General features: G+C 60.7%; 22 protein-coding genes, 1 tRNA gene and 5 pseudogenes. 25 read left to right on the top strand and 3 right to left on the bottom strand.

The window, feature by feature from the left end:
* Window positions 1–11 precede the first annotated feature (11 nt).
* Window positions 12–1322 (top strand): glycosyltransferase, encoded by a 1311-nt coding sequence (locus tag L0C21_RS02500; RefSeq protein ID WP_259276863.1) that lies wholly within the window; start codon window positions 12–14, stop codon window positions 1320–1322.
* Complete coding sequence (locus L0C21_RS02505; protein WP_259276864.1) at window positions 1319–2764, top strand: lipopolysaccharide biosynthesis protein; 1446 nt, start codon at window positions 1319–1321, stop codon at window positions 2762–2764. Before L0C21_RS02500 ends, L0C21_RS02505 begins: the two co-directional genes overlap by 4 nt.
* Window positions 2765–2945: 181 nt before the next feature.
* Here the strand turns inward: L0C21_RS02505 and L0C21_RS02510 are convergent.
* Window positions 2946–3828, bottom strand: a pseudogene (locus L0C21_RS02510) (integrase core domain-containing protein); the annotation flags it as partial.
* Window positions 3829–4593: 765 nt separating this feature from the next.
* Here L0C21_RS02510 and L0C21_RS02515 point away from each other — a divergent pair.
* The 12 genes and pseudogenes from L0C21_RS02515 to L0C21_RS02555 all read left to right on the top strand — a co-directional run bounded on the left by L0C21_RS02515 (window position 4594) and on the right by L0C21_RS02555 (window position 14630).
* Entirely contained in the window at window positions 4594–5739 is a 1146-nt protein-coding gene (locus tag L0C21_RS02515) for a DegT/DnrJ/EryC1/StrS family aminotransferase (RefSeq protein ID WP_259276865.1), read from the top strand.
* Between the two features lie 169 nt (window positions 5740–5908).
* A complete protein-coding gene (locus L0C21_RS02520) occupies window positions 5909–6871 on the top strand; it encodes a Wzz/FepE/Etk N-terminal domain-containing protein (protein WP_259276866.1) in 963 nt (320 codons plus the stop codon).
* Between the two features lie 182 nt (window positions 6872–7053).
* On the top strand, window positions 7054–8355 hold the full coding sequence (locus L0C21_RS02525) for a glycosyltransferase (protein WP_259276867.1): 1302 nt from the start codon (window positions 7054–7056) through the stop codon (window positions 8353–8355).
* Window positions 8356–8363: 8 nt separating this feature from the next.
* A complete protein-coding gene (locus L0C21_RS02530; RefSeq protein WP_259276868.1) occupies window positions 8364–9482 on the top strand; it encodes a glycosyltransferase in 1119 nt (372 codons plus the stop codon).
* A 42-nt stretch (window positions 9483–9524) separates the two neighbouring features.
* Window positions 9525–10436 (top strand): O-antigen ligase family protein, encoded by a 912-nt coding sequence (locus L0C21_RS02535; protein WP_259276869.1) that lies wholly within the window; start codon window positions 9525–9527, stop codon window positions 10434–10436.
* Window positions 10372–10833, top strand: a complete 462-nt coding sequence (locus L0C21_RS17070; protein WP_510380956.1) for an O-antigen ligase family protein — start codon at window positions 10372–10374, stop codon at window positions 10831–10833. The genes L0C21_RS02535 and L0C21_RS17070 overlap by 65 nt, the downstream gene beginning before the upstream one ends.
* Before the next feature lie 208 nt (window positions 10834–11041).
* Complete coding sequence (locus L0C21_RS02540) at window positions 11042–11659, top strand: WecB/TagA/CpsF family glycosyltransferase (RefSeq protein WP_259276870.1); 618 nt, start codon at window positions 11042–11044, stop codon at window positions 11657–11659.
* Window positions 11660–11661: 2 nt separating this feature from the next.
* Window positions 11662–11775: a WecB/TagA/CpsF family glycosyltransferase gene (locus L0C21_RS16805; RefSeq protein WP_374940216.1), complete on the top strand. Its 114-nt coding sequence runs from the start codon at window positions 11662–11664 to the stop codon at window positions 11773–11775.
* Between the two features lie 571 nt (window positions 11776–12346).
* Window positions 12347–13229, top strand: a pseudogene (locus L0C21_RS02545) (integrase core domain-containing protein); the annotation flags it as partial.
* 187 nt (window positions 13230–13416) lie between these two features.
* Window positions 13417–13608, top strand: coding sequence for a transposase (locus L0C21_RS16810; protein ID WP_374940242.1), 192 nt, complete (start codon window positions 13417–13419; stop codon window positions 13606–13608).
* Window positions 13609–13969: 361 nt separating this feature from the next.
* The gene (locus tag L0C21_RS02550) at window positions 13970–14164 is read left to right on the top strand and encodes a hypothetical protein (RefSeq protein ID WP_259276871.1); all 195 of its coding nucleotides are present in this window, start codon (window positions 13970–13972) and stop codon (window positions 14162–14164) included.
* 229 nt (window positions 14165–14393) lie between these two features.
* Complete coding sequence (locus L0C21_RS02555) at window positions 14394–14630, top strand: transposase domain-containing protein (RefSeq protein WP_259276872.1); 237 nt, start codon at window positions 14394–14396, stop codon at window positions 14628–14630.
* A gap of 107 nt (window positions 14631–14737) precedes the next feature.
* Here L0C21_RS02555 and L0C21_RS02560 read toward each other — a convergent pair.
* Together L0C21_RS02560 and L0C21_RS02565 are read right to left on the bottom strand one after the other, a co-directional pair.
* A tRNA-Ala gene (locus tag L0C21_RS02560) sits at window positions 14738–14813 on the bottom strand.
* Between the two features lie 104 nt (window positions 14814–14917).
* Complete coding sequence (locus L0C21_RS02565; protein ID WP_259276873.1) at window positions 14918–15244, bottom strand: TIGR02300 family protein; 327 nt, start codon at window positions 15242–15244, stop codon at window positions 14918–14920.
* 182 nt (window positions 15245–15426) lie between these two features.
* On the opposite strand from L0C21_RS02565, the pseudogene aroA reads away from it, so the two are divergent.
* The 11 genes and pseudogenes from aroA (at window position 15427) to L0C21_RS02620 (ending at window position 26256) form a co-directional block, all read left to right on the top strand.
* Window positions 15427–16768 (top strand): annotated as a pseudogene (gene aroA / locus L0C21_RS02570) (3-phosphoshikimate 1-carboxyvinyltransferase).
* Between the two features lie 53 nt (window positions 16769–16821).
* Complete coding sequence (cmk, locus tag L0C21_RS02575) at window positions 16822–17484, top strand: (d)CMP kinase (protein ID WP_259276874.1); 663 nt, start codon at window positions 16822–16824, stop codon at window positions 17482–17484.
* Window positions 17485–17686: 202 nt separating this feature from the next.
* Window positions 17687–19378, top strand: coding sequence for a 30S ribosomal protein S1 (gene rpsA / locus L0C21_RS02580; RefSeq protein WP_259276875.1), 1692 nt, complete (start codon window positions 17687–17689; stop codon window positions 19376–19378).
* Between the two features lie 296 nt (window positions 19379–19674).
* Window positions 19675–19956 (top strand): integration host factor subunit beta, encoded by a 282-nt coding sequence (locus L0C21_RS02585; RefSeq protein ID WP_259276876.1) that lies wholly within the window; start codon window positions 19675–19677, stop codon window positions 19954–19956.
* 177 nt (window positions 19957–20133) lie between these two features.
* Window positions 20134–20535, top strand: coding sequence for a hypothetical protein (locus tag L0C21_RS02590; RefSeq protein WP_259276877.1), 402 nt, complete (start codon window positions 20134–20136; stop codon window positions 20533–20535).
* A 50-nt stretch (window positions 20536–20585) separates the two neighbouring features.
* On the top strand, window positions 20586–21293 hold the full coding sequence (gene pyrF, locus L0C21_RS02595) for an orotidine-5'-phosphate decarboxylase (RefSeq protein ID WP_259278800.1): 708 nt from the start codon (window positions 20586–20588) through the stop codon (window positions 21291–21293).
* Between the two features lie 17 nt (window positions 21294–21310).
* Window positions 21311–21964, top strand: coding sequence for a phosphoribosylanthranilate isomerase (locus tag L0C21_RS02600; RefSeq protein WP_259276878.1), 654 nt, complete (start codon window positions 21311–21313; stop codon window positions 21962–21964).
* Window positions 21961–23197 (top strand): annotated as a pseudogene (gene trpB / locus L0C21_RS02605) (tryptophan synthase subunit beta). Before L0C21_RS02600 ends, trpB begins: the two are co-directional and overlap by 4 nt.
* Window positions 23198–23214: 17 nt before the next feature.
* Window positions 23215–24055 (top strand): annotated as a pseudogene (gene trpA, locus L0C21_RS02610) (tryptophan synthase subunit alpha).
* Window positions 24052–24933 (top strand): acetyl-CoA carboxylase, carboxyltransferase subunit beta, encoded by an 882-nt coding sequence (gene accD, locus L0C21_RS02615; RefSeq protein WP_259276879.1) that lies wholly within the window; start codon window positions 24052–24054, stop codon window positions 24931–24933. Before trpA ends, accD begins: the two are co-directional and overlap by 4 nt.
* 12 nt (window positions 24934–24945) lie before the next feature.
* A complete protein-coding gene (locus tag L0C21_RS02620; protein WP_259276880.1) occupies window positions 24946–26256 on the top strand; it encodes a bifunctional folylpolyglutamate synthase/dihydrofolate synthase in 1311 nt (436 codons plus the stop codon).
* Window positions 26257–26289 lie beyond the last annotated feature (33 nt).

The following is a 26289-nucleotide window of genomic DNA, read 5'->3' on the forward strand; positions in this document are numbered from 1 at the left end:
TAGGTGACGGAATGCGCATACTGATTGGGCCAACCGAAATCGCTGGGGTTGGCACTGGTTTGCGCTCTGGTTTGCGAGAGCTAGGTCGGGAGGCAGACCTGGCCCTCTCCCATAGTCATACGTTCTCCTATGGTGGTACTGACAGTTCGCCCTGGGTGGCCAAGTTCTGGACTGCACTAGGCGATAGATATATCGTCTCATCAAAGCAAAATGCGCGTGGCTACAAGTCGTTTCCGCTCTGGGTTCTTTGGAAAGCGTGGAGCATTATTGTCCTTCTTTGGGCGATCAGGCGGTATGATGCCTTCATTTTTCTCTTCGGCGGGACTGTAACGAATACGCGCCTTGAATTATGGCTGCATCGTATTTTACGTAAACGCCTTATTTTCGTTTACCTTGGGTCCGACGCGCGGCCACCTTACATCAGCGGCCCATTCGCTTATAAGCCTGGAGGCGTTTCGTCGGAGAGTTTGCATAAGCGCGCCAGCAGAATGAGCCGTCGCCTACAGCAACAGGAGCAGCTTGGCGTTTGCGTCAATCTGCCGTTTGCGGCGCATTTCCATAAGAAGCCGTATATAAATTCCCTACTCATCGGCCTGCCACGCCAGTTGCCGGCAGATGAGCCTGTGGCTGGCGATACGAGCACGGCCGATAATGCGGCAAGGCCGATTAGGATACTGCACGGCCCTTCCGTACCGCGGATCAAGGGCACTGCGGTAATTCAGGCTGTCATCGAGAAGCTGCGCTCGCGCGGTTATACAATCGAGTTTATCTGTGTCCACGGAGCCTCAAATGCAGAAATGATCGCTGAGATTAGAAGATGTGACTTTGTGCTGGATCAGATTTACTCAGATCTTCCACTTTCGACCATTGCAACCGAGGCTGCCTACTACGGAAAGCCAACTATCGTTGCGGGCTACGCCGCGCCTGAGCTCGCGAAGTTTCCCAACTGGCCAGCCCCGCCCAGTCTCTTCGTTCATCCTGACCAACTGGAAGAGGCAGTTGAGCATTTAATCACGAACGTCGAAGCGCGGGCTGAACTAGGGCGACGCGCACGGGACTTTGTTCGCAGCGAATGGGCGCCACGCGTTGTAGCGGCCAAATACATCCGCATGCTTGAGGGTAGTACTCCTGATGAGTGGTGGGTCTCACCAAATGCTGTCCAGTACGCTCAGGGATGTGGCCTGCCGGAGGATGTCAGCCGCGCCGTCGTGCGGCAGTTGGTATCCGACTGCGGTGCTGAGGCGCTGTGCCTTGCACACAATCCAGAGCTTCAAAAGTTCATGCTCGCCTACGCGGGCATACAGTCCGCTGCCAGTCAATGATCCAGAGACTCTTCAAAGACACTCTGGTTTATGGGGTGTCGGCCATATTCTCGCGGGGTCTTTCCCTTATTAGCCTGCCAATCTACGCAAGAATTTTGGCACCGGCGGACTACGGTGCACTAGATATGTTTATGGTCATCGGCACGCTGGCCAATCTAGTAATCACCCTGGAGATCAACCAGGCTCTCTCACGCTTCCTTCACGAAGAAACCTCAGAGCGCCGTCGCGTTATGGCAAGCACGGCCTTATGGTTTGCTGTCGCAGCCTATGTCGCTGCGCTCGCGGCAGCTCTGGTAGCATCGGATTGGCTTTGTCGACAGTTACTGGGCAACCTGCGTTACCTGAGCGCCTTTCGGCTCAGTCTATGCGTCATCTCATTGAACGGGGTATTTTATATTCTGCAGAGCCAGCTTCGCTTTGAGCTGCTCAGCAAGGAATACGCGAAGGTTAGTGTCGTATACGCCTTATCGACCCTGGTCTTCGGTGTTTTGCTAGGCAAGCTTCTAGGATTTGGCCTTGAAGGCATAATCTTTTCGCAACTGATCGCGGCAATGCTAGGCAGTGTTCTCAGCTTCTCCAGATTGCCAGGACGGTATGGTTTCCTTTTTGATGGAGGTCGGTTGCGATCAATGCTTGCATTCTCGCTACCGCTGGTGCCCTCCGCCCTTGCAACTTTCTTCACTCTTTATGCCAACCGCATCATGCTAAACACGCTGGCAAGCTTGGACAGTGTGGGTATGTTTGGCATTGGTGCACGCATTGCGGGATCTGTGGGGCTGCTTATCGTCGGCTTGCAGGCCGCTCTTACGCCCCTGATCTATACTTACTACAAGGAGCCAGAAACCCCGGCGCGCCTGGCGCGAATTGTACACGGGTTCGTCGCCGGAGCTTTCACATGCTGCTTGGCGCTGGGCCTCTTCGCACCCGAGATCCTATCGATACTAGTTCCGTCTGAGTATCGCGAGGCTGCGAACCTTGTCCTTATGCTCTCGTTGGCGACGCTTCTAAGCCAGATGTATATTTTCTTCCCAGGTATTGCCATTTCCAAGCGGACTGTTCTGCAACTCGGCATCTTTGCGGCAACGGCTCTGTTCGGCCTAGCCGTAAATTGGGTTTTAGTGAGCTTCTGGGAGGCCTTCGGAGCTGCCCTGGCTACCCTGCTGTCTTCCACGCTGTTCATCAGCCTGTGGATCGCGGTCAGTCAGCGCCTCTATCCGTTGCCGCTCAGGATCGGGCGGTTGGTGACGGCAGCTCTGTTGGTTCTTGTTGCAGGTCTGTTTGGGGCCTGTATTCAAGCTCATATGGCTCCAGGCTGGGTATTGCTGGTGGCCAAGGCAGGGCTGGTTGTGGTCTTCGCGGCATGCACGGTCGTCGCGGGGTTGATTTCGCGGGAAGACCTCCAGATCATATTCGGCAAAGTGACTTCACGCCTTGGCTTCTGACCTTGCCCGCTCCAATCAGGCGGTACTGTCTTGCACGTTTGGTTCCGCATACACTGGCCACCGGCTCAGGTCACGTCTAGTTGCATCTCATATGATGTACTTCCCAGATTTCAGCCGACCTGAAGTAGAGCTTTTTGCTGTTGATGCCCTGACCGGGCTATGACGGCTGACGTTGCGCCTCCAGGCTCGAGTGCGGCCTGACTTGGCTGTCGTCATGTTGCCAATCGGCAAGGATCCGGCGGGCATGGCTCAGAGATGCAAACAACGTCTCATTGAGGCACTCATCACGAAGACGACCATTGAAGCTCTCGACAAAAGCGTTCTGGGTGAATGTGCCGGGGGGGGCGATGCAATGCTAATCGATCATGCGATCCTGGGCCCATTTGAGGAGGGCGGCGCTGGTGAGCTCGGTGCCGTTGTCGCTGACACACAGCCGCGGCTTGCCTTGCCTGGCGATGATCGCACCCAAGTCCCTGCAGACCCTGGCGTCGGACAGGGGCGTATCGGCGATCGGGGCAAGGCATTCGCGCATGAAGTTGTCGAGGACCGTCACTGAGGGCATCGCTGCCAAAATCCAATGACCAGCACTGATTAGGCCTCTCAGCAACCACCATGGGCGCCCGTGTTCCCAAGGTGCGTTTGCGGCCACTGCGGCGGCGCTCTGCCGCCAGAGTACGCAGACGAGCGCGGACCTCGCTATCTTCCGGCTTGGTGGCACGGTAACGGACCATTGAGCGGCCCGCTCCCAGCACCTGACACGCCCGCCTCTCGCTCACCTTCGTGCTCAGCACGAAAATGGGCGACGGCCGATCTCATCGCGGCGGGCGTCACCACTTGTTTGATGCAATGTCTTTCAACATGGCATTATCGAGCATGGCTTCAGCCAGAAGCTTCTTCAGGCGTGTATTTTCCTCCTCAAGGGCCTCCGGCCGCTTGGCCTCGGATACCTCCAGGCCGCCGTACTTAGCTTGCCACTTGCAAAAGGTCGCTTCACTGATCTCGTGCCGACGATAGACATCCCCTGTCTTGGCCCCAGCTTCCTGCTCCTTCAAAATCCCAATGATCTACCCTTCGATAAAACGGCTGCGCTTCATGAATATCCCCCGCTGCTTGGAAGACTCTACCTCAAACCGGAGGAAATTATGGGGAGTACGCCACATGCAGTCGGGTCTGTGTCGCGGTTTGCGTGGACTGGTCTGGCTAAATGTTGATCTATGGTATGACTTCGTTTCGATATATTCAGGATCTCTGCCAGCAATCTATCCCATTACATTGGCGCTATGTCTCTTCCCCCCCCCGCCATCTTTATTCTATCGGCATTGGTCAGGTTGGAAGCTATTGGGAAGCTCGTGTTCAATTTCGAGCTTCCTCTCAATCGGGAGCCTGAAACAATCAGATTGCATTCTGCCATGTCAGCCGATAACTAGGTGCCGCTTGGCTCAAAGGCTGTTGGCAGTCATTCGGTATATGTCTGGTCGGTATTCCGCAGGCAAGAACTGCCGAACCTGGGCGTGGGAGTTCAGCAGATTGCCTCGCGGATCATTGTCTCAGACAACTTCAGTGTTGGCGACTGCACTAGGTCCCAGCTCAGTATTTTTCCGTGCTACCGGACAATCCCAGATCGGATTGGCATGTAAAGCATTGGTTGCGGGGCTGACGGGCACAATCCTGCCTGGTTTGTTGCGCCGAAACTCTGCTGCTTTGCATGATCACTGTCCGACGGCACACAGCGGGCTCTTACTATACTTTAAAATGCGGAGTGTAGGCTGCGGGTCTTCGTCAGGGCGGGGATCAGGCCAGCGAAATGAACCATAGAGAGGGATGCAATCGTGCAGTTCATCGACTTAAAGGCTCAGCAAGCAGCAATTCGGAGTGAGATTGACCGTCGAATTGCTGCGGTGCTGGACCATGGCCAATACATCTTGGGCCCGGAGGTCATTGAGCTTGAGCAAATCCTTGCCGAATATGTTGGCGTCAAGCACTGCATTTCGGTTGCTAGTGGAACCGAAGCGCTACTGATAGCTCTTATGGCGCTTGGAATCGGTCCGGGCGACGAAGTCATTACCTCAACATTCACTTTTGTTGCGACAGCCGAGGTTATCGCTCTCGCCGGTGCGACACCGGTGTTCGTCGACGTGCTGCCCGAAACTGCCAACATTGATCCTCGCGCTGTCGAGGCGAAGATCACCCCCCGAACGAGAGCCATCATTCCGGTAAGCCTCTACGGCCAGGTGGCCGATATGGAGGAGATCGAGCAGATCGCTTCTCGACACGGAATTTCGGTTATCGAGGATGCAGCCCAGAGCTTCGGTGCGGTGTACAAGGGGCGTAAAAGCTGCGGCCTCTCTACGATCGGCTGCACCAGCTTTTTCCCGAGCAAGCCGCTCGGATGCTATGGTGATGGCGGAGCCCTGTTCACAAGCGATGATGCCATCGCCCAGGCCGCGAAGGAGATCCGGGTGCATGGTCAAGCCCAGCGGTATGTTCACACCCGCATCGGTGTCGGTGGCCGCATGGATACGATTCAGTGTGCAATACTACTGGCTAAGTGGCCCCGTTTCGCTTGGGAAGTTGAGCAACGGATGCGAATTGGCCAACGGTACACCGATGAAATTCTGCGCCGTATCTCGGGCAGTGCGACCATCACTGCCGACATGGATCTTCAGTCTCTCAATGCGCCGGTTGCGGTTTTTGGCGCAAAAGAGGACCGCACATCGGTATATGCCCAGTATACGGTTCTCGTCGCCGACCGGGACGCGGTGCAGGCGCATTTCCAATCGAGCGGTATCCCTACCGCCGTTCACTATCCGGTTCCGCTCGATCAGCAGCCTGCTTACAAGCAATGGGCCGCTCCTGACGGTACTCCTGTAGCCGATGCGTTGGCTGCCCGGGTGATGAGCCTGCCAATGGGCCCGGATCTCTCTGAAGAAGATCAGGACCGAGTCATTGCTTGCCTCTGCGCGGCAGTTGCCTGAACTTGGCGCCCCTGGCCTGGTCGTCTGCATGAAGCAGTTTTTTTGGGCGACAGGCCAGGCATTCCCTTCGCCGTAACGTCTTATCGGTTGGCCCCCTTATTCGAAGGGGGCCAGAAATGGCGGCGGCCCAAGGTTTCGCTACCCTTCGCCCTAAGATTAGGTATCGGAAATGAAAACGCAGGAACTTGTCGAGGCCCATCAGGTGGACTTGGCTGATCTAATTGCCCTACTCTGGCGAGGCAAATGGATCGTGGTAGCTGTGGCGACCGTTTTGACTCTAGCCGCTATTGGCATTTCGCTCACAATCCCGAACGAATACCGCTCCGAGGTCGTGTTGAAGCCCTCTGGCGCCGAGAGTGGTGGCTTGGGAGGGATGTCAAGCTTGGCGTCCCTTGCGCCCTTGGCGGGCATAGATATAGGCGGGCAGGGTGTCGATTCCACTGATGCGGCGATCGCAGTGCTGAGGTCGCGAAAATTTTTGCTTGATTTTGCCAGAAGAAACGATGTTGCCATTCCACTGATGGCTGGCAAGGAATGGAACCCGGAAAAGCAGGTTCTGGAACTAGACCCCGCAATCTACGATGTGAAATCAAGGCAGTGGGTGCGGCAAGTCGAGCCGCCCCTCAGCGTAGAGCCGACTGATGAAGAAATTTACGATAGGCTGAGATCTATTCTTGAGGTTGAGCGGGATCCCGCAACGGGTCTGGTTGACCTGAACGTGACGTTTCTTTCACCTATGTACGCCCAGCAATGGGCGCAATCTCTGGTGGACGAATTGAATACGGAACTTCGAAATCGTCAGTTAAGGCAGATGGACAAGGCGCTTAAATATCTCGAGCAGCGCATTCAGGCGAACGAGATCGCACGCATGCAGGCTTCGCTTGAGCAGTTATATATTCAACAACTGCGGGACCGCTTGTTGGCGCAGGCCCGGGACGAGTATGCACTGGAAACGCTCGATCCTGCAAATCTTCCTCTGTCTAAGTATGGCCCGAACCGGAAGCTCATTGCTGTTGCTGCGGCGACACTAGGTACCATGGTCGGCATGCTTATTGTGCTTGTTGCCGGCGCCCTGCGGCCCCGTCGGATTGCAAAGCACTCTGCGGAAAACACACTCGCAGCAACGTCCTGAAAGTTTGTTCTGTGAGGCTGCTGTTCAATCAAAGCGGACAGGCTGCATTGCGTTATTCTCATTAAGCGAGCAAATGGCGAGTAAGACTTGCCAATTATACTTAATTCTGCACCAGGATGTCCATGCTGCTTGGCACTTCACTTTGTAATGACAAACATGAGCGCACTTCTTCGAGACACTAAATGAAAATTCTGTTTTTGACCTATCATTTTGCGCCCTATAATCACATCGGAGCTGTCCGGTGCGTTAAAACTGCCAAGTATCTAAGTGAAATGGGGCATTCCGTCCGGGTGCTTGCCGCCGCCGATCAGCCGTACCCGCCAAACCTCCCGCTGGAAGTCAACCCAGACACAGTAAGACGTTTGCGTTGTTTGAACCTGGATCAATTTGCCCGCCAAGCCGCAAATTCAGTCAGTAGCGGCCTTGTAATACCGGAAGCACGACGAACTGACAATTTTACCCGCAAATTGCTCAGGAAAATCTATTTCTTTTATAAAACTATTTTATGGTATCCTGATCAAGTCCGCACTTGGCGAAAGCCGCTCGTGAAGGAAGGGCGTGAAGAAATCAAAAATTTCTGCCCAGATATAATTTTCGCCTCCGGTCCGCCATTTACGCCTTTGATGGCAGCGGCACAGTTGTCTCGCGAGAGTGGCATCCCATGGGTCTGCGAGCTTCGTGATCTGTGGGCAGACAACGCAAACTATCAGTTTCCGCAGTGGCGGCGTACTCTAGAAAATCGTTTGGAACGGAGAATCCTCACGGGCGCATCGGCTTTGATAACTGTCTCGGATCCACTCGCTGACAAACTGAAGATCAAGTACGCCTTGCCGGTGCACGTTGTGACAAACGGTTTCGAGGAATCTGACTTTCCCGAGATCAATCCGTCAATCTTCCCATCCGATCGGTTAAACCTTGTCTATACAGGGTCTGTATACAGAAATAAGCAAGATATTAGGCCGCTTCTGGCGGCTATTCAGCAAGTTAATCGTGATAGAGAAAAGGTGGTTCTGCATCTCTACGGGCGGGCCATTGGCGATGTTCTCAACAACGTTGCCGCATTTGGCATGGGAAGTAGCGTACAGTACCATGGAACTATTTCCTATAAAGAGGCTCTTGCTGCCCAGCGCTCCGCCGATGCAGCGGTTTTTCTCGTGTGGAATGATCCGGCCGAGCCGGGGGTATACTCGGGCAAGCTGTTTGAATATCTTGGCGCGCGCAGGCCGATCATTGGGGTGGGTACCGTGCGATCAGTTGCTACCGACCTAATCATTGAACGAGATGCAGGCTTTGTTTCTGGCGATCCTGGCAGGCTGTCGCAAGTGCTCGTCGAGCTCTATGAACGGAAGTTGACGCACGGCCGGATTCCCGACCTTCCGGCGTCCGTCGGCGTAGGATTTACCAGGAAAGAGCAAGTCGAAAAAGTCGCATCGATTCTTGTGGATACTATCGGATCACAGTCGCCCGCCCAAGGTCGCGGGTAACAAGTATCATGCGAATTCTCGTTGTAGCATCTTGGTATGCGGGACCGCGTAATCCGATTCGCGGAAGCTTCATTCGCGAACAGACAATGGCGCTGGCGGCACGCGGCCATGAAGTGCATGTGGTTCAATTCGACCGGGATCGCCTCCGTATCCCACTTTCGTGGCAGCAGGCAGACGACAACGGCCTAGTTGAGCACAGGCTCGGAGCACCGTGGCCGCTGCATCGACTGATTGGATTTTACTGGCCGCAGCTTTTTGCGATGCGCCTTAGAGAGTTGATTCAACACCTGCGGCCAGCATTGGTCCATGCGCATGCTACTCGGCCTGCCGGAGTAGTCGCATCAATGGGTTGCGCTGGGTTAAACATTCCGCTTGTCCTGACAGAACATTCCAACCTTCAGCGGGGATTCTGGAAAACCGATCACGGCTTTCGACAGATTGAACGCGCGTTTCAATCGAGCAATGCGCGAATTGCCGTTTCTAAAGTCCATCAGGCCACGCTCGAGCATTACTTTCCGGACGGTGGGAGCTGGGAGGTGATCTACAATGGTATCGATCCTGTTCAGTTCTCCATAGGGGATCCTAACCAGCCACGCGCACGTGCTCTGCTGTTTGCCGGCGGCCTGGAGCCAGTTAAAGGGGTTGATATCATTCTCCATGCGATGGCTGGTCTACCCGACGATATATCGTTAACAGTTGCGGGAGACGGATCGCAACGTCAATACCTGCATAGACTTGCAGATCAGTTGGGAATTTCGGATAGGGTGCGTTGGCTGGGGCGCCAAAGCCGGGATCAGCTTGCCGCTCTGATGAGGCAGCATACTGCATTGGTTGTTGCCAGTCAGAGTGAAACATTCAGCTTGGTGTGCGCCGAGGCACTGGCCAGTGGCACGCCTGTCATAGCAACGCGCTGTGGCGGCCCCGAGGAAATCCTGCCGGCCGGCGGCGGTATTCTGGTCCCGGTCGGTGATTCCCAGGCTATTGCTGCTGCGGCGGCCAAGATGTTCTCAGGTGAGTTTGCCGTAGATCGGCAGGCGCTAAGAGATCACGCATTACATCGCTTCTCCGTGAAGGAAATGACAGATCGTCTGGAAGGCGTGTATCAGCGTCTGACCGTTGGCGTCTGACTGGGGTATGGCCTGGGGCAAGGTTGAGATAGGGAATTTTTAATGAGTCGTGAGCGCCATCAGGCCGCTGGTCCAACTGACAATAGCGCGCTGCTCGATCTCAGCATTTGGCTCATGATCAGCATGTATCTGTACGTGGATACGATCAGTGGCGTCCTAATTGGGATAATGGGTGGCCAAGCTCCATTATCGCAAGTGTGGAAGGGAGGGATTCTTTTCCTGATACTGCTTGTATCGGTGAAGCGGTCCCTTACGACAATCTTACTTTCCGGGGCCTCTGCCGTCATGCTTCTGGTTGGTCCATTCTATCGTCTTCTGGCGACTCCGAACGCCTCAGGATTTGGATTCGAAAGTGCGACCGCGCTAAAGGCATTGATGCCGCTAGTAATCCTATTATGGTGCATGGATCAACAGACGGCTCGTCATCGGCTAATAGAGATATGGCCGCTCAGAGCCCTTTGGTCCGCGGTTCTTGCTGTGATTTTGAACATGATGCTAGGCTTGGCTGGGCTTGGGAATTCCACCTATGGTACTGGCGAGCACGGGATTGGCATTATCGGCTTCTTCTATGCCGGAAATGAACTTGGGGCTGTCTTTACCGCCCTTTCTGGTTTCGTTCTCATGTGGACGTGGTGCCGGCGTAGAAAAATCTATGTTCTTGTGGCGGGCGTGGTGGCGTTGATTGGAGTTCTTATTGCCACCAAAGCGGCCATGCTTTCTGCCGTAATGCTGGCACTAATGGTTCCAGCTGCCAATCAACGCGGGCAATGGGGAAAGATGCCGGCAGGCGTGGCAATCAGCCTGTTTATTCTTCTTGTTGCGCTTGCCATTACCATGGCGCGAGTGTGGTTCATCCTTGAGGCTGCTGGGTTGGCCGATCGGCTGCAGTATGCCTACAGTCGTCGCGGCTGGACAGGTATTCTCTTTTTCGGGGCGGGACAGCTTTCTGGCTGATTCGGCTCAGCTAGTCTGGGAGTTTCAGAGCCTGGCTGATATGTTCTTTGGCCCGGGTCTGCATCAGATGCAGCAATTGGCCATCAAGTCCAGCGTAGAGATGGATCCTGTTGACTTTTACCTCTGGTTTGGTGTCCCTGGTCTGTTCTACTTGACTATATTCGTGGCCATATTTATCTATTTGCCGTTGCGTGCCAAGCGAGATCCGCGCAATGTTGTGGCGCCTGCGCTACTTGTGACAACATGGGTACTGCTTGGCATATCCATTATTGCAGGGCACGTCATTCTTGGGAGTCTCGCCGGACCAGCCTGGGCGATGTTTACTGCCTTGGCATTTACAAACTGGTCCACAAGCGGCGAACAGCGCTCGATTGCGTCCCCACTAAGCGTAACTTAGGCAAGCGGTGGCCTGAATTCAATATCTGCTTCAGAAAATTTCAGATAAGACATTTGCTAAAAGTTCAGGACTTCTGGGGCCATGGCGCCAGTGATTGGCAGGGTGTCTGTGCCGCCGAAGCAAGCACCTAATTGCGACATTATCGCTGATTTCGGGCGACCGGGTATGGCACGCAGCTCTGCTTAACGAAGAAGATGTAGGCCAAATAATGAATATACGCGTTGGTGCCGAAGTATCAGTTGGCGGAATTGCTATTCAAGGCTTTCGATCGCTGGACGAAGCTGTTGAATTCGTTATTTCCGCTGATGGACAAGTCACTCCTGGGTTTGCCATTGCGATTAACCCGGAAAAGGTAATTCGATACCAGGGTGACTCGGCGCTGCGTAAGGCCGTCTCTGATGCAACTCTGCGTTACCCGGATGGTATCGGTGTGACGCTCGCAATGCGGGCCAAGGGCGTACACACCACTCGTGTTGCAGGGGTCGACCTATGGGAACGATTGATGCGATGTGCAGCGCAAACTGGTACGCCCGTGTATTTGCTTGGCGGGGCGCCCGGTGTAGTTGGCCAGGTGAGTCGGCGCGCTATTGCGGAAATGCCTGGCTTGGTCATTGCTGGCACACAGCACGGCTATTTCGAGAATGAAGATGCTGTTCTTGACGACATTTGCCAATCAGATGCTAAAATACTTTTTGTTGCCATGGGCTCACCGAAGCAAGAGGTCTTTATTCACAAGGTCCGTCAACGCCGCCCTGATTGCTTCTGCATGGGCGTGGGGGGGGGACGTTTGATGTATTCATCGGCCGGGTTCAACGCGCGCCTGTGATTATGCAGCGACTGGGCCTAGAGTGGTTCTATCGCTTGTTGCGCCAGCCATCCCGGATCGGGCGCCAGACCAACTTGGCGAAATTCGCTCTCTTGCTACTTCTCGGGCGACTATAAGCGAAAATCCAACCCTGTGCGTAGGCAGGCTTGAGCGTCGTCAAATCCTCTACTTTACTGCGATTATCACTCGGAGGAGGGCTCATAGCGCATTGTGCAGTTGCGTAAAAGCCGCTTGGGTTTGCCGCTGAGGCGAAGGCGCCACCCCGATCGGTCACATGTTCTGCTCTGGGTGGCCTCGCGTGCCCGATGGCTAAATGTGCCTGATTGTACGCCTCAGGGTGCTGTGCAGGGAGCATAAAAGGCTCGTCCAGTCACGCACGTTCAATGAAGCACTCATCCTTACACAGCGAATCTGAAAGACCAGCCATCCTTTGCCCGGTCTGACGGCCTGCCCACTCCCGTTTCCGTAAAAATTGCGGCCGGAAAGTAACCGTCGGTTGTAGGCCGCCTTTGCGGATTGGCGGGACGAGATGCTGCCGCTTCCTTTGGGGAGCCGGGTAATGGATAGCACGATTCTGGAGATGTATAATTTTATTGGCGTACTCCCCATAATTTCCTCCGGTTTGAGGTAGAGTCTTCCAAGCAGCGGGGGATATTCATGAAGCGCAGCCGTTTTATCGAAGGGTAGATCATTGGGATTTTGAAGGAGCAGGAAGCTGGGGCCAAGACAGGGGATGTCTATCGTCGGCACGAGATCAGTGAAGCGACCTTTTGCAAGTGGCAAGCTAAGTACGGCGGCCTGGAGGTATCCGAGGCCAAGCGGCCGGAGGCCCTTGAGGAGGAAAATACACGCCTGAAGAAGCTTCTGGCTGAAGCCATGCTCGATAATGCCATGTTGAAAGACATTGCATCAAACAAGTGGTGACGCCCGCCGCGATGAGATCGGCCGTCGCCCATTTTCGTGCTGAGCACGAAGGTGAGCGAGAGGCGGGCGTGTCAGGTGCTGGGAGCGGGCCGCTCAATGGTCCGTTACCGTGCCACCAAGCCGGAAGATAGCGAGGTCCGCGCTCGTCTGCGTACTCTGGCGGCAGAGCGCCGCCGCAGTGGCCGCAAACGCACCTTGGGAACACGGGCGCCCATGGTGGTTGCTGAGAGGCCTAATCAGTGCTGGTCATTGGATTTTGGCAGCGATGCCCTCAGTGACGGTCCTCGACAACTTCATGCGCGAATGCCTTGCCCCGATCGCCGATACGCCCCTGTCCGACGCCAGGGTCTGCAGGGACTTGGGTGCGATCATCGCCAGGCAAGGCAAGCCGCGGCTGTGTGTCAGCGACAACGGCACCGAGCTCACCAGCGCCGCCCTCCTCAAATGGGCCCAGGATCGCATGATCGATTAGCATTGCATCGCCCCCCCCGGCACATTCACCCAGAACGCTTTTGTCGAGAGCTTCAATGGTCGTCTTCGTGATGAGTGCCTCAATGAGACGTTGTTTGCATCTCTGAGCCATGCCCGCCGGATCCTTGCCGATTGGCAACATGACGACAGCCAAGTCAGGCCGCACTCGAGCCTGGAGGCGCAACGTCAGCCGTCATAGCCCGGTCAGGGCATCAACAGCAAAAAGCTCTACTTCAGGTCGGCTGAAATCTGGGAAGTACATCATTACGCTTAATAAGCGCTTTTTTTCCCCCACATGGCCTAGGCTGAACAGATAGGCGAGAATGCTGCTTTTATGGATGGAGCAGCAAGAGCCTGTACATATGGATATTCATAAGGACTGTACTGATCTGGCTGGTGTCAGGCGGCTGGACGTGGTCGCCAGCCCCACGGGCCGTCGTTGGTGGTCGGCAGGGGTGAAGGCGCGGATCGTGGTGGGGTCGCTTGCACCCGGGACATTAGTGTCTGCGGTGGCGCACCGACATGGGCTGCGTCCCTCGCGCCTGTTTGCCTAGCGGCGCCAGCTCCGCGACGGCAGGTGACTTCTGTCTGCTGCCGAGAGCCCGGCTTGCCGCATCGCCGAACTCATTGCAGCACTGGGGTGCGCATCAATTGTGCCCGACGGGCGCTTGCAGGTATCTATCGCAACTCGGCCCGTCGACTTTCGCTTGCGGCTGGAGGCCAGCACGTTCGCCTGGGGCCATCGATCCAGGACGGGGTCATGCGGCTGACGCGCGGCCAGCTGGAAGCCTTGCTGGAAAGGCTGGATTGACGCTGGGTTCACCGGTCACGAGTTCCGCGGCCCCGTGCGGCGGATTGACTCATGCATCCCTCGGGCCGGCTCCCAGCCAGGCTGCCCCACTGTACGATTGGCGCATGGAGATTGAGACTCCCCTTCCTGATGGCGTCGCCACGCTCAAGGCGCAGCTCGTGGCCGAACGCGCCGCGCGGCAAGCTGCGGAGCAGCATCTCCATACTAAGCGTGAGGGATGCGAGCGGCTGAAGCATCTCTTACAGGAGCTGCGGCGCGCGCTTTACGGTCGACGTTCCGAGCGGATCGACGCTAACTAGCTGCGGCTGGCGCTGGAGGACATCGAGACAGATCTTAGCATCATTAACGCCGAGAACGAACCCAGGGCAAGACCTGGACGGCGATCTCAAGCGCGCAGGGTCAACCGCGGTGCTCTGCCGGCGTACTTGCCGCGCATCGAAGAGGTCAGCGAGCCCCAGAGCCTGATCTGCGCCAGGGGGCGTTCCTGCACAGGATCGGCGAGGATGTATCGGAACGGAACGCCTCGATGTGGTTCCGGCCCAGTGCCGGGTGCTGATGACCTGGCATCCCGGCTATTCCTGCCGCGCCTGCGAGGTGGTCACGCAAGCCAGGCTGGCCGAGGCCGCAAAGCTCAACAGCCTCGATCCGCGAGCCTACCTGACCAACACCCTGACGGCGTTCGCCAAGGGCCACCCGTCAAAGCACGTCGACGCCCTTCTGCCTTGGGCCGTTGCTCGCTCTGTCAGCCACAGCGCCGTGGTTTGAAATGCAGGTCTCGTAAACTGCCCAATTCTGCCTAATCCGGAAAGTCAAGCGCCCCAGAATGACAAAACCCCGGCTGGGCGATTGCCGAGCCGGGGTTTTGCGAAACCTGGTGGAGCCGAGGGGAGTCGAACCCCTGACCTCTACAATGCCATTGTAGCGCTCTCCCAACTGAGCTACGGCCCCGTTTTTCTTTCCAGCGGCAGGGCGCTTGGGGGCGCCTCGCTATGTGGTGGGCGGCTCTCTACCGGATGCCGCACCACCCCGCAAGCACTTTTTGAAGAAATTTTTTATTCTTCTTCCATGTCCGGGTCGACGACTTCGGCCAGGTCGGTGTCGTCGTCCAGATCGGTGTCGGCGGCATCGCCGCTACCGTCCAGATCGTCCGCTTCCAGCAGATCCTCATCATCCACCAGCTCGACGTCTTCGCCCTCGGTGCGCGCTTTGGTCTTGGCCGCTTCTTCGAACGGCAAGGGCTGCTTGGACTTCAGGATCGGTTCGGGAACCCAGGCGAACCCGCAGTTGATGCAGGTCACAGGATCCTCGTTGCCAAGATCGTAGAAGCGCGTGCTGCAGCGCGGGCACGTCCGCTTCGAACCCCACTCCGGCTTAACCACGCTTGGTTCTCCCCGAACGGTCGCCCCATGTGGTGGCGACAGGAAACAAAAAATGGCGCGGCCAGCGCATACTGGCCACGAAGTGGCGGCGTGCTTGCCACAGCCCTCGGGCGCTGTCAAAAGGAAATTCCCCAGCGGGGCGGCCCTTACGCCGAATGCACAAGAAAGACCGAGCCATATCCATGCTGCCACTGACTGCCCGTTCCGCATCCGCCCTGAAGGGCCGTGTCCGTGTCCCCGGCGACAAGTCCATCTCCCACCGCTCCTTGATGCTGGGATGCCTCGCCGTGGGCGAGACACGGGTCGAAGGCCTGCTGGAAGGGGAGGATGTGCTGGCCACCGCTGCTGCCATGCGGGCCTTCGGCGCGTGCGTGGAGCAGACGGGCAAGGGCGCCTGGACCATCCACGGCGTGGGCGTTGGCGGCCTCCTGGAGCCGGAAGACGTGCTCGACATGGGCAACTCCGGCACCTCCACCCGCCTCATCATGGGGCTGGTGGCGAGCCACCCGATCACCGCCGTCTTCACCGGTGACGCCTCGCTGCGCCGCCGCCCCATGCAGCGGGTGATCGATCCGCTGAGCCAGATGGGCGCGGCGTTCGTCTCCCGCAGCGGCGGGCGGCTGCCGCTCACCATGACCGGGCGCACGCCGGCCGTTCCCATCACCTATACCCTGCCCGTCGCCTCGGCGCAGGTGAAGTCGGCCATATTGCTCGCCGGGCTCAATACGCCGGGCATCACCACCGTCATCGAGAAGGAGCCGACCCGCGACCACAGCGAGCGGATGCTGCGCGGCTTCGGCGCGGACCTCTGGGTGGAGGAGACCCCCGCAAGGCCGGGCCATCCACGTGCGCGGCGAGGCGGAACTTCGCCCCACCAACATCGTGGTGCCGGGGGACCCCTCCTCCGCTGCCTTCCCGGTCGTTGCCGCGGCAATTCTGCCGGGCTCGGACGTGCTGGTGGAGAATGTGGGCCTGAACCCCACCCGCGCCGGGCTGTTCACTGTGCTGAAGGAGATGGGCGCCGACCTCACCTTCGAGAACGAGCGCGAGGTGGGCGGCGAGCCGGTGGCGGACATCCGGGTGCGCGGCGGCGTGCTGAAGGGCATCGAGGTGCCGCCCGAGATCGCCCCTTCCATGATCGACGAATACCCCATCCTCGCTGTGGCCGCGGCTTTTGCCGAAGGCACGACGGTGATGCGCGGGATTGGCGAGCTGCGGGTGAAGGAATCGGACCGCATCGCCATGATGGCGGCAGGCCTTGCAGCCTGCGGCGTGCATGTCACGGAAGAGCCCGAAGGCATGATTGTTGAGGGCACGGGCGGCGAGCCCGTCCCCGGCGGCGCGATGGTGGCGACTAAGCTCGACCACCGTATCGCCATGAGCTTCGCCGTTCTCGGCCAGCGGGCCAAATCGCCGGTGACGGTTGACGATGCCTCCCCCATCAACACCAGCTTCCCCACCTTTGTGCCACTGATGACCGGACTGGGGGCGAGCCTGGAGGTGGCGGAGGGCCAGGAGGGCTAAGGCCCTCCTGCAATCAAAGAAGACAGTCGCCAGTCAAGGTTTGAGGATAAGCAATGATTATCGCCGTCGATGGCCCCTCCGCGTCCGGCAAGGGCACGTTGGCCCGCAGGCTGGCCCAGCATTATGGCCTACGGCATCTGGATACGGGCGCGCTCTACAGGATGGTGGGTCTGGCTGTCCTCCTGTCGGGTGGGGACCCGGCCGACGAGGCGGCGGCGCTGGCGGCGGCCAGGACGATCGATCTCAGCCTGCTGGAGCACCCCGAGCTGCGCTCGGAGGTGACGGGCGGGGCGGCTTCCAAGGTGGCGGCGCAGCCGGCCGTACGGGCGGCGCTGCTGCAGTTCCAGCGGGATTTTGCCAACGAGAACGGCGGCGCGGTGCTGGATGGGCGGGACATCGGCACGGTGGTGTGCCCGGAGGCAAGCGTGAAGCTGTTCGTCATCGCCCGGGCGGACGTGCGTGCCCGGCGACGCCACGCGGAGCTGACCCGCTATGGCGTTGAAGTATCCTACGAGACGGTGCTGGCGGATATCGAGGCGCGCGATGCGCGGGACATGAACCGGGCCGTGGCGCCGCTCAAACCCGCGCCGGACGCGCTCTTGCTCGACACCAGCGATTTAGATATAGACGCTGCGGTTCAGCAGGCCCTGAGTTTGGTAGACTCGCGTCTTGCTGAATTGAAACTCGGTTCCCGCGCCGTTCGTAATCGCCCCTGAGAATGGGACCGATCTTCTGACCGGCGGAGCGCCAGCACCTGCGATGTGCCGGGCAGGCCCTCTGGGCCTGGCCGCGTCTCGTCATTTGGATGGTGTAACAGGGGCCCAAATGCCGGCGCAAGCGGATGGTCCGATTGCGTACCGGAAGACCGCCGGAGCCAACCGGCTGGCCGGAAAGAACTTGTGAAAGGACTTAACTCTTATGTCGAACACCATTCCGAGCCGCGACGATTTCGCGGCCCTGCTCGAGAGCACTCTCGGCACCGCGCAGTCGTTTGAAGGCCGCGTTGTAAAGGGCACCATCACCGCCATCGAAAACGACATGGTCGTGATCGACGTCGGCCTGAAGTCCGAAGGCCGCGTGCCGCTGAAGGAATTCGCCGCTCCGGGCCAGAAGGCCGAGATCCAGGTTGGTGACGAAGTCGACGTGTACGTCGACCGCATCGAGAACGCCTCGGGCGAAGCCATGCTGTCGCGCGACCGTGCGCGCCGCGAAGCTGCCTGGGATAAGCTGGAAGCTCAGTACTCCGACGGCGTGCGCGTCGAAGGCGTGATCTTCGGCCGCGTGAAGGGCGGCTTCACCGTCGACCTGTCGGGCGCCGTGGCGTTCCTGCCGGGCAGCCAGGTGGACATCCGTCCGATCCGCGACATCACCCCGCTGATGAACATCCCGCAGCCGTTCCAGATCCTGAAGATGGACCGCCGCCGCGGCAACATCGTGGTCTCCCGCCGCGCCGTTCTGGAGGAAACCCGCGCCGAGCAGCGTTCGGGCCTCATCCAGACCCTGGCCGAGGGTCAGGTGATCGAGGGCGTCGTGAAGAACATCACCGATTACGGTGCGTTCATCGACCTGGGCGGCATCGACGGCCTGCTGCATGTCACCGACATGTCCTACCGCCGCGTCGGCCACCCGTCCGAGATCCTGAACATCGGCGACACCGTCCGCGTTCAGATCATCCGCATCAACCGCGACACCCAGCGCATCTCGCTGGGCATGAAGCAGCTTGAGTCCGATCCGTGGGAAGGCGCTGCCGCCAAGTACCCGGTCGGCGCCAAGTTCTCGGGCCGCGTGACCAACATCACCGACTACGGCGCCTTCGTGGAGCTGGAGCCGGGCGTCGAGGGTCTGGTGCACGTCTCCGAGATGAGCTGGGTGAAGAAGAACGTCCACCCGGGCAAGATCGTTTCGACCTCGCAGGAAGTCGAAGTGATGGTGCTCGAGGTCGACGAGGACAAGCGCCGCATCTCGCTCGGCCTGAAGCAGTGCATGGACAACCCGTGGGCGTCCTTCGCCGAGAAGCACCCGGTGGGTTCGGTCGTCGAGGGCGAAGTCAAGAACACGACCGAGTTCGGTCTGTTCATCGGCCTCGAGGGCGACGTGGACGGCATGGTTCACATGTCGGACATCGCTTGGGGCAAGTCGGGCGAAGAGGCTCTGGCCTCCTTCCGTCGCGGCGAGATGGTCAAGGCCGTCGTTCTCGATGTGGACATCGAGAAGGAGCGCATCAGCCTCGGCATCAAGCAGCTTGACCAGGCTGGCCAGGCCGCTGCCGACAAGCGCAAGGGCGACATCGTGACCGTCACCGTTCTCGAAGTGAAGGACGGCGGCATCGAGGTCGAAATCGGCGATGGCGGCCCGACCGCCTTCATCAAGCGCTCGGACCTGTCGCGCGACCGCGACGAGCAGCGTCCGGACCGCTTCCAGGTCGGCCAGAAGGTGGACGCCCTCGTGGTGGGCACCGACCGCCAGACCAAGAAGCCGAACCTGTCGATCAAGGCGCTCCAGATCGCCGAAGAGCAGCAGGCGGTTGCCCAGTACGGTTCGACCGACTCGGGCGCGTCGCTCGGCGACATTCTGGGTGCGGCCCTCTCGAAGGCCAAGGACAACCGCTAATCCGGTTGTTCTGTCCGCCGGAGCTTTTCGGCGGAACCAGACGAAAAAGAGGCTCCGCAGCCATGCTGCGGGGCCTTTTTCGTGCCGATTTTGCGCCAATTCGCAGCCAGACGGGGCCGTGAGGCGAGAAAAGCCTGTGCGCCGAGCCATTTAAGACCACGGCAGAACATACGCCCATAGACCCAGACGCTTGACGGACGTTATGTTGGTTTGGCACCACGGGATTTGGTGTAAGCTTAGGCAAGCGTGGTGATTTTCGCGGCCGGGCAGGCCACAACCAGCAAGAGGGAAAGCCGATGATCAAGTCGGAGTTGGTCCAGAAACTGGCCGAAAAGAACCCGGGCCTTCAGCACAAGGTGGTTGAGCGGGTGGTCACGACCATCTTCAACGAAATCGTCGAGGCCCTGGCGGAAGGCAAGCGGGTCGAGCTGCGGGGCTTCGGCGCCTTCTCCACGCGCGGACGCATGGCTCGCACCGGACGCAACCCGCGCACCGGCGAGGCGGTGGCCGTGGAGGCCAAGCGGGTTCCTTACTTCAAGGCGGGCAAGGAACTGCGGGAGCGGCTGAACGAGGAGTAGAGCGCGCCAGAGGCCGGGCTTCGCGCCGGGAGGCGCGGCCTCCAGACTCTTCGGCTGGGTTCTGCGGGGCGTGCGGTCATTATGCTCCTGCCGCCTGTCATCGGCGCTCATCGATGCTGGCAATGAGCCGATGCCTTCGTTATTGATGAACCATCTATCAGGAGTTCGAGGCGCGGGATGCGGTTCTTTCGTTGGTTTTTCTACTTCGTCATTGCGGCTGCTCTGGCCTGGTTCGCGGCCACGAACTGGTCGATGGTGACGATCAATCTGGTCCCGCCCACCCAGCTTGTCATGCCGCTGCCGCTTCTGGTGCTGATCTGCCTGGCGCTGGGCGCGCTGCCGCCGACCTTCTCCCACATGATCGACCGTTGGCGCTGGAAGCGCCGGGTGAAGCGGGCCGAGCAGCTTGCCGAACAGCGGGCGCTGGAGCTGGCCGAGATCAAGGGCGAGCGTGAGCGCATGATGCTGCCGGAAGAAGCCGAGGCCGCGCTCAAGGCCCGCGTGGCCGCCGCTGGCGCCGCCTATGTGGACGACGAGCCGGTGACCAAGCGTTCCGCGCCGATGCCGCCCGGCGTCTGAGGCATAGGCGCCCAAGACCTTATCATCCGCTGCGAAACGGCGAATTTATGATGCGTAATCCGATTTTCTGCGCCCTCGATGTGCCCGAGGTGGACGCGGCGCTTGCCCTTGGCCGCCGCATCGCGCCGCATGTGGGCGGGCTGAAGCTGGGGCTGGAGTTCTTCTGCGCCGTGGGGCCGGAGGGCATCCGCCGCGTGGCCGAGGAAGCGGGCTTGCCCGTGTTCCTCGACCTCAAGTTTCACGACATCCCCAACACGGTGGCGGGCGCGGTGCGCTCGGTCATGGCGCTACGCCCCGCGATTCTAACCGTCCACGCCACCGGCGGCCGGGCGATGCTGGAAGCGGCGGGCAATGCTGCCCGAGAGGAAGCGGCGAAGCTGGGCGTCGAGGCGCCCAAGGTGGTGGCCGTCACCGTGCTCACCAGCATGGACGCGGGCGATCTCAATGCCGTGGGCGTTGCGGCCTCTCCCGCCGATCAGGTGGCGCGGCTGGCCGAACTGGTGCGCGACAGCGGGCTGGACGGCACGGTCTGCTCGCCCAAGGAAGTGGCGCTGGTGAAGCAGGTATGGCCGGAGGCGTTCACCGTGGTGCCGGGTATTCGCCCGGCGGGCGCGCAGGTGGGCGACCAGAAGCGGGTGATGGGCCCGCGCGAGGCCTTGGCGGCGGGCGCGAGCGTTCTGGTGATCGGGCGGCCGATCACGGAAGCGGGCGACCCCGCGGCAGCGGCCGAGGCGATTGCCAGCACGATCGCCAGCTAACGCAGGCACCTTGAACCATGGCACCGGACGTCAAGATTTGCGGACTGACCACGCGGGAGAGCATCCTTGCTGCCGTGGGGGCGGGCGCGACTCACGTCGGCTTCGTGTTCTTTCCCAAAAGCCCGCGTAACATCAGCCTGGAGGCGGCGAGCGGCCTGCGGGGCGTCCTGCCCTCCAAGGTGAAGCTGGTGGCGCTGCTGGTGGATGCGCCCGACGCGCTGACGGCGCAGGTGGTGGCCGCCGCGCGCCCGGATGTGCTGCAACTCCATGGGCAGGAAGGGCCGGAGCGGGTGGCGGAGGTTCGCCGCCGGTTCGGACTGGAAACCTGGAAGGCCATGGGGGTTCGCACCTCCGCCGATGTGGCGGCGGCGCAAGGTTTCGCGGGCGCGGCCGATCTCTTGCTGTTCGATGCGAAACCTCCTACACCGCCAGCAGGCGAGACGGCCGTGCCGGGCGGCACCGGCGTCCGCTTCGACTGGCGGCTGGTGCAGAACCTTCGTCTGGATGCCCGTTGGGGGCTGGCAGGCGGGCTGGATGCACAAAGCGTTGGCGAGGCCATTCGGCTCACCCGGCCGCATCTCGTGGATGTTTCATCAGGCGTCGAGGACGCGCCGGGAGTAAAATCGGTGGCCAAGATCGAAGCCTTCATCAAGGCAGCGCGCAACCCATGACCGCTCAGCTCAACAGTTATCGCGCAGGACCCGACGAACGCGGCCACTTCGGCGAATTCGGCGGGCGCTATGTGGCTGAAACCCTGATGCCGCTGGTGCTGGACCTGGAGAAAGCTTACCGCGAGGCCAAAGCCGACCCCGCCTTCAAGGCGGAGTTCGAGGGCCTGCTCAAGCATTACGTGGGCCGCCCCTCGCCGCTCTACTACGCCGAGCGGATGACCGAGCATCTGCGGGAGACGGCGGGCCAGGCACAAGGCGCGAAGATCTACTTCAAGCGCGAGGACCTGAACCACACCGGCGCGCACAAGATCAACAACTGCATCGGCCAGATCCTGCTCGCCGTGCGGATGGGCAAGAAGCGCATCATCGCCGAGACCGGCGCGGGCCAGCACGGCGTGGCGACGGCCACCGTCGCTGCCCGCTTCGGCCTGCCCTGTGTCATCTACATGGGCGCGCGGGATATCGAGCGCCAGCAACCCAATGTGTTCCGCATGCGCTTGCTGGGCGCGGAAGTGCGGGCCGTCACTTCCGGCAGCCAGACGCTGAAGGACGCCATGAACGAGGCGCTGCGCGACTGGGTGACCAACGTGCACGATACGTTTTACATCATCGGCACGGCGGCGGGGCCGCATCCCTACCCCGAGCTGGTGCGCGACTTCCAGACCGTCATCGGCAACGAGGCGCGTGAGCAGATCATGGAGGCGGAAGGCCGCCTGCCGGATTCGCTGGTCGCGGCGGTGGGGGGGCGGCTCCAACGCCATCGGCCTGTTCCACCCCTTCCTCGACGACGCAGGCATTGAAATCTACGGCGTCGAGGCCGGTGGCCACGGACTGGACACCCAGGAACATGCAGCAAGCCTTGCGGGTGGCCGCCCCGGCGTCCTCCACGGCAACAAGACCTACCTGCTGCAAACCGAGGACGGGCAGATCACCGAGGCCCACTCGATTTCTGCCGGGCTAGACTATCCGGGGATTGGCCCGGAGCACGCCTGGCTGCATTCGGTCAATCGGGTGAAGTACCTGCCGATCACCGACGAAGAGGCGCTGGAGGCGTTCAAGCTCTGCTCGGTGCACGAGGGCATCATTCCGGCGCTGGAGAGCAGCCACGCCCTTGCTTTGGCCGCCAAGCTCGCAGTCACCAAGCCGCGTGACCATCTGATGGTGGTGAACCTCAGCGGCCGGGGCGACAAGGACATCAACACGGTCGCCAACGCGATGGGAGTGACGCTGTAATGGGAAGTGTTGCAGCCATGGTTGGCCCGGATCGCATTGCCGCGCGCTTCGACGCGCTTCACACCGAAAACCGGGCGGGCCTCGTCACCTTCGTGACGGCGGGCGACCCGAACCCGCAAGTCTTCACCGAAATCCTCGCCGCCCTGCCGGGGGCGGGCGCGGATATCATCGAAGTGGGCATGCCCTTCACCGACCCCATGGCCGACGGCCCCGCCATCGAGGCGGCGGACCTGCGGGCGCTGGCGGCGGGCATGACGCTGCCTAAGGTGATCGAGGCGGTGCGGGCTTTTCGCGCAAACGACAACGACACCCCCCATCGTGCTGATGGGCTATTTCAACCCCATCTTCGCCTACGGCACCGAGCGGTTCGTGCGCGATGCGAGGGACGCAGGCGTTGATGGCCTCATCGTTGTCGATGTGCCGCCGGAGGAAGACGAGGAGCTGGGCGGCCCCGCGCGGGCAGCCGGGCTTCACATCATCCGCCTTGCCACGCCGACGACCGATGCTGCCCGCATGCCCGCCGTGCTGAACGGCGCTTCGGGCTTTCTCTACTACGTTTCGGTTGCCGGCATCACCGGCGGCGCAGCGGGCGAAATCCAGGCCGTGGGCGCGGCAGTCCAGCGCTTGCGGCAGGCCAGCGGCCTTCCCGTTGCCGTGGGCTTTGGCATCCGCACGCCGGAACAGGCCGCCGCCATGGCGCGGCAGGCTGACGGCGTCGTGGTCGGCTCCGCCATCGTCTCGCTCATCGGCAAGGCGGCGGAGCAGGGCGACACCAACATTGCAGAACAGGCGGCCACGCTGGTCCGGTCTCTCGCGCAAGCGGTCCGGTCGGCACGCGCCGAGGAGGAATTGGCATGAGCTGGATTACGCGGCTGCGCCCCAAGCTGAACAAGTTTCTGGAGCGCCGGGATACGCCCGACAACCTCTGGTACAAATGCCGGAACTGCGGGAAGATGATTTTCCGCAAGGATTTCCTGGCCGACCTCTCGGTGTGCCATAACTGCGGCTACCACGAGCGGCTGACAGCTGGCGAGCGCCTCTCCCAGGTGTTCGACGACGGCGCGTGCGAGCGCCTGCCCCTGCCGGCGGTGCCCGAGGACCCGCTGAACTTCAAGGACCAGAAGAAGTACGTGGACCGGCTGAAGGCCGCCCGCGCCACCACCGGGCAGGACGAGGCCGTGGCCGTGGCTGTGGGCCGCATCGGCGGGCTTGAGTCCGTGGTGTTCGTGCAGGACTTCTCGTTCATGGGCGGCTCCATGGGTCTGGCCGTGGGCGAGGCGTTCCTCACCGCCGCCCGCGCCGCCATCCAGCGCCGCTGCCCGATGATCGCCTTCACCGCCGCTGGCGGCGCGCGCATGCAGGAAGGCATCCTCTCGCTCATGCAGATGCCGCGCACCACCGTGGGCATCGAGGAGCTGAAGGAAGCCCGTCTGCCCTACATCGTGGTGCTGACCGACCCGACCACCGGCGGCGTCACCGCCTCCTACGCCATGCTGGGCGATATCCAGCTGGCTGAGCCGGGCGCGCTCATCGGCTTTGCCGGCCAGCGCGTGATCGAGCAGACCATCCGAGAGAAGCTGCCCGAGGGCTTCCAGCGCTCCGAATACCTCTACGAGCACGGCATGGTGGACTCGGTGGTGCACCGCCGCGACCTGCGCTCGACGCTGGCCCGGATCATCGGCCTCCTGATGCTGCCCAAGCCGGCTGTCCGCCAATCGGCGCTCGCCGCCTCCTGAGGCACAGGCTGAATGCCCAATACGGTCGTCGAGACCCTGCTGGCCGAAGCGCGGTCGCTGCACCCCAGCGAGATTGACCTCTCGCTGGAGCGGCTGCGCCGGTTGCTGGCAAAGCTCGGCGACCCGCAGGACCGGCTGCCGCCGGTCTTCCACGTGGCGGGCACCAACGGCAAGGGCTCGACCGTTGCTTTCCTGCGCGCCTGTCTGGAAGCGGCGGGCAAGCGGGTGCACGTCTACACCTCGCCCCACCTGGTGCGGTACAACGAGCGCATCCGGCTGGCGGGCAAGCTGATCGACGACGACACGCTGGTCTCGACCCTGCGCGATGTGCTCCAGATCAACAACGGCGCGCCGATCACGGTGTTCGAAATCCTGACGGCTGCCGCCTTCCTCGCCTTCTCCCGCACGCCCGCCGATGCCTGCGTGCTGGAGGTGGGCATGGGCGGGCGGCTGGATGCCACCAACGTGGTGCGCCGGCCCGCCGCCTGCGGCATCGCCCAGCTGGGGCTGGACCATACCAGTTTCCTCGGCTCGACCATTCTCGACATCGCCGCGGAAAAGGCGGGCATCGCCAAGCAGGGGGTGCCGTTGGTGCTCTCCCGCTATCCGCGCACGGTGACGGCACGCATCGGCGAAGTGGCAGGGCTGGCGGGGGCAAAGCTGGTGCTGCGCGGGCAGGACTGGGACGCCACCCTCTACAACGACGCCTTTCACTACAAGGACAGCCACGGCAAGCTGGACCTCACCCCGCCGCGCCTTATCGGCGCGCACCAGATCGACAATGCCGGGCTCGCCATCGCCATGCTGCGCCATCAAAGCCAGGTCCATGTGCCCGATGCCGCCTTCCGCGCGGGGCTGGGCTGGGCGGACTGGCCGGCCCGTCTGCAGCGAATCGCCACCGGTCCGCTCTATGATCTGCTGCCCAAGGGGGCGGAGTTATGGCTGGACGGCGGGCACAACCCGCTCGCCGGGCGCATGCTGGCGGACCGCTTCCGTGGCCACAACCTCGCCGAGCGGCCGTTCTATCTGGTGGTCGGCATGCTCACCACCAAGGATGCGGCCGGTTTCCTGCGTCCCTTCGCCAGCCGGGCGACGGCGCTTTACGCCGTGCCGATCGAGGGGCACGAGCACTTCTCTCCCGTCGATCTCGCCGCCATGGCCGAGGCCATCGGCCTGCCCGGCCAGCCCGCCGACAGCGTGGCGGCAGCGCTGAAAGCCATCGCCAACGGGGCGGATCGGCAGCGCCCGCCCGTGGTGCTGGTCTGCGGCTCGCTTTATGTGGCGGGCCGGGTGCTGGAAGAGTCGGGGCTGATCCCGGCCTGAAACGCAGCCTTTCGCCGGGCGGGTTCGTTATGA

This window comes from Pedomonas mirosovicensis, from assembly GCF_022569295.1.
In the GTDB taxonomy this organism is placed as follows: domain Bacteria; phylum Pseudomonadota; class Alphaproteobacteria; order Sphingomonadales; family Sphingomonadaceae; genus Pedomonas; species Pedomonas mirosovicensis.

Excerpts from the sequence above, each read along its gene's own strand:
- L0C21_RS02500 (WP_259276863.1), top strand. The coding sequence starts at position 12 with ATGCGCATACTGATTGGGCCAACCGAAATCGCTGGGGTTGGCACTGGT.
- L0C21_RS02505 (WP_259276864.1), top strand. The coding sequence starts at position 1,319 with ATGATCCAGAGACTCTTCAAAGACACTCTGGTTTATGGGGTGTCGGCC.
- L0C21_RS02520 (WP_259276866.1), top strand. The coding sequence starts at position 5,909 with ATGAAAACGCAGGAACTTGTCGAGGCCCATCAGGTGGACTTGGCTGAT.
- L0C21_RS02525 (WP_259276867.1), top strand. The coding sequence starts at position 7,054 with ATGAAAATTCTGTTTTTGACCTATCATTTTGCGCCCTATAATCACATC.
- L0C21_RS02530 (WP_259276868.1), top strand. The coding sequence starts at position 8,364 with ATGCGAATTCTCGTTGTAGCATCTTGGTATGCGGGACCGCGTAATCCG.
- L0C21_RS02535 (WP_259276869.1), top strand. The coding sequence starts at position 9,525 with ATGAGTCGTGAGCGCCATCAGGCCGCTGGTCCAACTGACAATAGCGCG.
- L0C21_RS17070 (WP_510380956.1), top strand. The coding sequence starts at position 10,372 with ATGCCTACAGTCGTCGCGGCTGGACAGGTATTCTCTTTTTCGGGGCGG.
- L0C21_RS02540 (WP_259276870.1), top strand. The coding sequence starts at position 11,042 with ATGAATATACGCGTTGGTGCCGAAGTATCAGTTGGCGGAATTGCTATT.
- L0C21_RS16805 (WP_374940216.1), top strand. The coding sequence starts at position 11,662 with ATGCAGCGACTGGGCCTAGAGTGGTTCTATCGCTTGTTGCGCCAGCCA.
- L0C21_RS16810 (WP_374940242.1), top strand. The coding sequence starts at position 13,417 with ATGGATATTCATAAGGACTGTACTGATCTGGCTGGTGTCAGGCGGCTG.
- L0C21_RS02550 (WP_259276871.1), top strand. The coding sequence starts at position 13,970 with ATGGAGATTGAGACTCCCCTTCCTGATGGCGTCGCCACGCTCAAGGCG.
- cmk (WP_259276874.1), top strand. The coding sequence starts at position 16,822 with ATGATTATCGCCGTCGATGGCCCCTCCGCGTCCGGCAAGGGCACGTTG.
- rpsA (WP_259276875.1), top strand. The coding sequence starts at position 17,687 with ATGTCGAACACCATTCCGAGCCGCGACGATTTCGCGGCCCTGCTCGAG.
- L0C21_RS02585 (WP_259276876.1), top strand. The coding sequence starts at position 19,675 with ATGATCAAGTCGGAGTTGGTCCAGAAACTGGCCGAAAAGAACCCGGGC.
- L0C21_RS02590 (WP_259276877.1), top strand. The coding sequence starts at position 20,134 with ATGCGGTTCTTTCGTTGGTTTTTCTACTTCGTCATTGCGGCTGCTCTG.
- pyrF (WP_259278800.1), top strand. The coding sequence starts at position 20,586 with ATGCGTAATCCGATTTTCTGCGCCCTCGATGTGCCCGAGGTGGACGCG.
- L0C21_RS02600 (WP_259276878.1), top strand. The coding sequence starts at position 21,311 with ATGGCACCGGACGTCAAGATTTGCGGACTGACCACGCGGGAGAGCATC.
- accD (WP_259276879.1), top strand. The coding sequence starts at position 24,052 with ATGAGCTGGATTACGCGGCTGCGCCCCAAGCTGAACAAGTTTCTGGAG.
- L0C21_RS02620 (WP_259276880.1), top strand. The coding sequence starts at position 24,946 with ATGCCCAATACGGTCGTCGAGACCCTGCTGGCCGAAGCGCGGTCGCTG.